Below are 4,436 nucleotides of genomic sequence, written 5' to 3' on the forward strand. Positions count from 1 at the left end.
GTAGTCGTTGTTGCTTGTTAACTTTGAGTTGGGTTTTGAATCCTAGTAGCATACAGTGATTTTACTGTAATTCTGTCACAAAGCCAAAAGATGACAGGAAATTTTCAGCAAATGTGAGTATTTGTTAGTATTGGTTAAGAAAACATTAACTAGCTACTAACCCCCAATTTTTGGGATGATGGCAGGAGGTAGGAGGCAGAAGGCAGGAGGCAGGAGATATTTATTTTGGATATTAGATTTTGGATTGTTTTTGTCAACTCTAATCTAAAATCTAAAATCTAAAATCTAAAATTTTCTTCCCCAATCACCAATCACCAATTACCAATTACCAATGTCCAAATTCTCTTTTCAACTCCTAGCTACCTGTAGTCAAACCAAAGCCAGAGTCGGTGTGTTTTCTACCCCTCATGGTATTGTGGAAACTCCCAGATTTATGCCTGTGGGAACATTGGCAACTGTAAAAACTATTACCCCGGCTCAACTCAAGGATACAGGGGCGCAAATGGTTTTATCTAATACCTATCATTTGCACCTGCAACCAGGAGAAAATATTGTTGCCGGTGGTGGTGGACTGCATAAGTTCATGGGCTGGAATAATCCGATGCTCACAGACTCTGGCGGTTTTCAGGTTTTCAGTCTCAGCGAAATGCGAAAAATTACAGAAGAAGGTGTAACTTTTCGTTCGCCCCATGATGGAAAAATTATTAAACTAACGCCAGAACGTTCCATAGAAATACAGAATACTCTGGGTGCTGATGTGATCATGGCGTTTGATGAATGTCCACCCTATCCCGCTACCCGTCAAGAGGTGGAAGCAGCGACGGATCGGACTTATCGCTGGTTAGAACGGTGCATAGCAGCACATCAAAGAACTGATCAAGCTTTGTTTCCCATTGTTCAAGGTGGTGTATATTTAGATTTACGCGCCCGTGCTGCCTCAGAGTTGGCTAAGTTGGATATGCCTGGTTTTGCTATTGGTGGGGTGAGTGTGGGTGAACCACCGGAGTTAATGGCACAGATAGTTAAAGCGACAACACCTTTGTTACCAGCAAATAAACCCCGGTATTTGATGGGTGTGGGAACTTATAAAGAAATGGCTATTGCGATCGCTTCAGGTATAGATTTATTTGATTGTGTGATTCCTACCCGATGGGCGCGACATGGAACAGCGATAGTTAACGGTGAAAGATGGAATCTGAAAAATGCCAAGTTTCGCGAAGATTTTACACCATTAGATGAAACTTGCCCTTGTTATGCTTGCACAAATTTCACCCGTGCTTATATTTCCCATTTAGTGCGATCGCAAGAAATCTTAGCTTATACATTATTAAGTATTCACAACATCACCGAACTGATCCGCTTCACCCAAAAAATTAGAGAATCAATTTTAAGCGATCGCTTTGTTGAAGACTTCGGACACTGGTTGAAAGATGACGGGGAAGAAGTGACAGGTGACAGGTGACAGGAGGCAGGGGAGCAGAGGAGGCAGGGGAAGCAGGGGAAGCAGGGGAAGCAGGGGAAGATTAATAACCCAATCACCAATCACCAATCACCAATTCCCAATTCCTAATTCCCAATTCCCAAACCATGTTAATATACTCCTCAAATATGAAAGCTGTGTTGGATTATTAGGTGGATAGAAAAAAACATGGAAGCAGCACTTTTATTAGCAAAACTGCCCGAAGCGTACCAAATTTTTGATCCTTTGGTAGATGTACTCCCAGTTATTCCTGTATTCTTCCTGTTGCTTGCTTTTGTTTGGCAAGCTGCTGTTGGTTTCAGGTAAATTAATCTGGTTTCAATTTTTTGGACAGGGATTATACACCTGTCCTATTTTTTCAAGATTTATTTTTAATAAAATTTGTATTTTTTAATGTTTTGCAATAAATTCACCCAATTAAGTAAAATACTGTAACAACCACTAACTAAAAATTAACAAAAATTTACCACTCACACAGGAAACAACTATGGGAAATATTAAGTTTGTCAACGAGAATAAAGAAGTAATTGCGGCTGATGGTGCAAACCTGCGGCTCAAAGCAATGGAAAATGGGATTGATATTTATAAATTTTGGGGAAAAATGACCAACTGCGGTGGTTATGGACAATGTGCCACCTGTATTGTGGAAGTAGTAGAAGGGCTGGAAAACCTCTCACCCCGTACTGATGTAGAAAATCGCAAATTTAAGAACAAACCAGATAACTATCGTCTTGCGTGCCAAACCCTAGTTAACGGACCTGTTAGCGTAGTTACTAAACCTTAACGAAGGCAGGAGGCAGGAGGCAGGAGGCAGGAGGCAGGAGGAGGCCTATTGTACGGGGGGTGAATGTGATATATTAGTCTTGAGTTCAAGAAGCGTAGATCCTTGGAAAGTGGTGAAAGTCCTGATCTGAGAGTGCGGAGAGTTAGAATTAACCTAACCATAGCTCCTGTGTGGCAGGAAATCCTATAAATTAGACGAAATAAAACATTTTCAAGAGTAGCTAATCAAATCAGAACTGAAAAAAGGTAAAAGTAGTTCGGAAATCTATCTCAGATTAGAAACCGAATAGTGCGGCTTGTAGTTAGCCCTGTAAGGTGTAAGACCTTACCAAGCTAGAAATATTGGACTATATTTTTAGTAACTATGATGCTATTCTAAAATTGTTGACTGAAAATCAATTTAGAGAGAGGCTATCTTGCCATGCAAGTTAATGACCTGGGCTTTGTAGCAAGCATCTTATTTGTGCTTGTTCCTGCCGTATTTTTAATAATTCTTTACATCCAAACTGCCAGCCGCGAAGGTGGTAAAAACTAACAGTTTGGTAATTGGTAATTGGTAATTGGTAATTGAGATAGTCCTAAGCTGACTATTTTATAGATAAAACTGTACTTATGTTGACAAGCATTGACATAAGTGAGTTAAGAAAATCACCCACTTGATATATAATCCTACGATATCAAGTATTGAATTAAGACTATTGCCAACGCGAAAACCAAGCAATGATAGCCGTAGTCTTTCTTGTAAATCTTAACTTGAGAAATATCGCGTCTGGCTAAGGCGTGCAAGTCTACTGAGGGATAACTGCTCCCATGCTCCCGTTGAAGTAGAAAGTAAAGTCTAGCTTTGTCTAGGTTTTACATAGCAGAAAGAAAGCAAAAGGCAAGAGAAAAAAGAATTGAAGAATAAAGAATTAATTTTTCTTCCCCTGCTTCCCCAGTCACCAGTCACCAGTCACCAGTCACCAGTCACCAGTCACCAGTCACCAGTCACCAGTCACCAGTCCCCAGTCACCAGTCACCAGTCACCAGTCACCAGTCACCAGTCACCAGTCACCAGTCTTCACACAAAGACTTTATCAGTAACCCCTCAGTACAAGTCCTGCCCGCAAGAGTTATACAAATTAAATGCAGAATAGTCCATGGAGAGAAAAAACATTTTCTGGAATGCTGGAATTTTCTTAACTTTGTCAACAGTGGCACTGTTACCAATCAAAGCTATTGCCACTGAGGAGGAAAAGGTTAATGAGCTTCCAAATGTTGATTTAGACGAACCAACCCCTACAGAAGAAAATTTGTCGGTAGAAATCTCTACTTACAAAGAGAATAACAATTCTTCGGCACTATCTAACTATGAAACTAAAGTAGTTACTAATGATTACCATAATAAAAATATAGATACACAATATTCTATTAGTTCTGATTTATCTAATTTAAATCTAATTAAACGTGACCTTGTAATACCAGTAAACAATTTACTCGTACAAGCGCTTAATAATCAAAATCAAGCACAATTGAATCCACTTGAGCCAAATGTGCCTGTAATTCCCAAGGAATTACCCTCTGTACCTATTCCAGAGGAGACACCAGAACAAAAACCAGAACAAAAACCAGAAGATGAATCACAATTAACACCAGAAGAAAATAAAAAAATATTGAGAACCTTGATGCGTAACTTGTTAGATAACAGTGCATCAAGATATCCATTTTTGGTAAATACAAGTGATAAACTAATTATTGATCCTCGAAATTTTCAACATTTAAAATTTGATTTTTATTCTCAATTCAGTTTTGACTTAGATAAATTTACAGCAGGTAATCGTTTCCAGGAAGGAGAATTTAATGATCTTACTATTAAATCAGCGAATATTTCTTATTATCCCGATGATAAACAATTTTATTGGGTATTGGATGGCAACCGAGTAGTGATTGAAACTGAAGGTAGGCATTTCAATGTTGGTTATCAAGGTCGTTCTAATCAACAAAAAATTAGACAAATTGGAAAAGTGTCTACAGTGTTTTCGGGAATGCAATCAGTATTTGGACTTCCTATTGTTCTTCAAGATTTAGTTGGGAATATCAATTTCAATGATGTGAATATTATTAGCGGTGCTGGGGAAATTGTCTTACCACCGGGAGCTAGTTTAGCTGATAATGCCAGTTTTAATTTTAATAT

Annotated in this window: 5 protein-coding genes and 1 pseudogene; all 6 read left to right on the forward strand. The window is 38.8% G+C overall.

The features are described 5' to 3' along the window. Window positions 1-331 precede the first annotated feature (331 nt). Entirely contained in the window at window positions 332-1,462 is a 1,131-nt protein-coding gene (gene tgt, locus FFR48_RS25730; RefSeq protein WP_137669325.1) for a tRNA guanosine(34) transglycosylase Tgt, read from the forward strand. Between the two features lie 186 nt (window positions 1,463-1,648). Next, window positions 1,649-1,786 (forward strand): photosystem II reaction center protein K, encoded by a 138-nt coding sequence (locus FFR48_RS25735; RefSeq protein WP_006195022.1) that lies wholly within the window; start codon window positions 1,649-1,651, stop codon window positions 1,784-1,786. Between the two features lie 181 nt (window positions 1,787-1,967). Then, window positions 1,968-2,264 carry a 2Fe-2S iron-sulfur cluster-binding protein gene (locus FFR48_RS25740; protein ID WP_137669326.1) on the forward strand — a complete coding sequence of 99 codons (297 nt, stop codon included), beginning with the start codon at window positions 1,968-1,970 and terminating at the stop codon, window positions 2,262-2,264. A gap of 420 nt (window positions 2,265-2,684) precedes the next feature. Then, on the forward strand, window positions 2,685-2,798 hold the full coding sequence (gene psbM / locus FFR48_RS25745; RefSeq protein ID WP_071985120.1) for a photosystem II reaction center protein PsbM: 114 nt from the start codon (window positions 2,685-2,687) through the stop codon (window positions 2,796-2,798). 361 nt (window positions 2,799-3,159) lie between these two features. Continuing rightward, entirely contained in the window at window positions 3,160-3,399 is a 240-nt protein-coding gene (locus FFR48_RS25750) for a hypothetical protein (protein ID WP_137669327.1), read from the forward strand. Between the two features lie 3 nt (window positions 3,400-3,402). Further along, window positions 3,403-4,436: pseudogene (locus tag FFR48_RS25755) on the forward strand (hypothetical protein); the annotation flags it as partial.

The organism is Sphaerospermopsis reniformis, from assembly GCF_005402885.1.
GTDB classification, from domain to species: Bacteria; Cyanobacteriota; Cyanobacteriia; order Cyanobacteriales; family Nostocaceae; genus Sphaerospermopsis; species Sphaerospermopsis kisseleviana.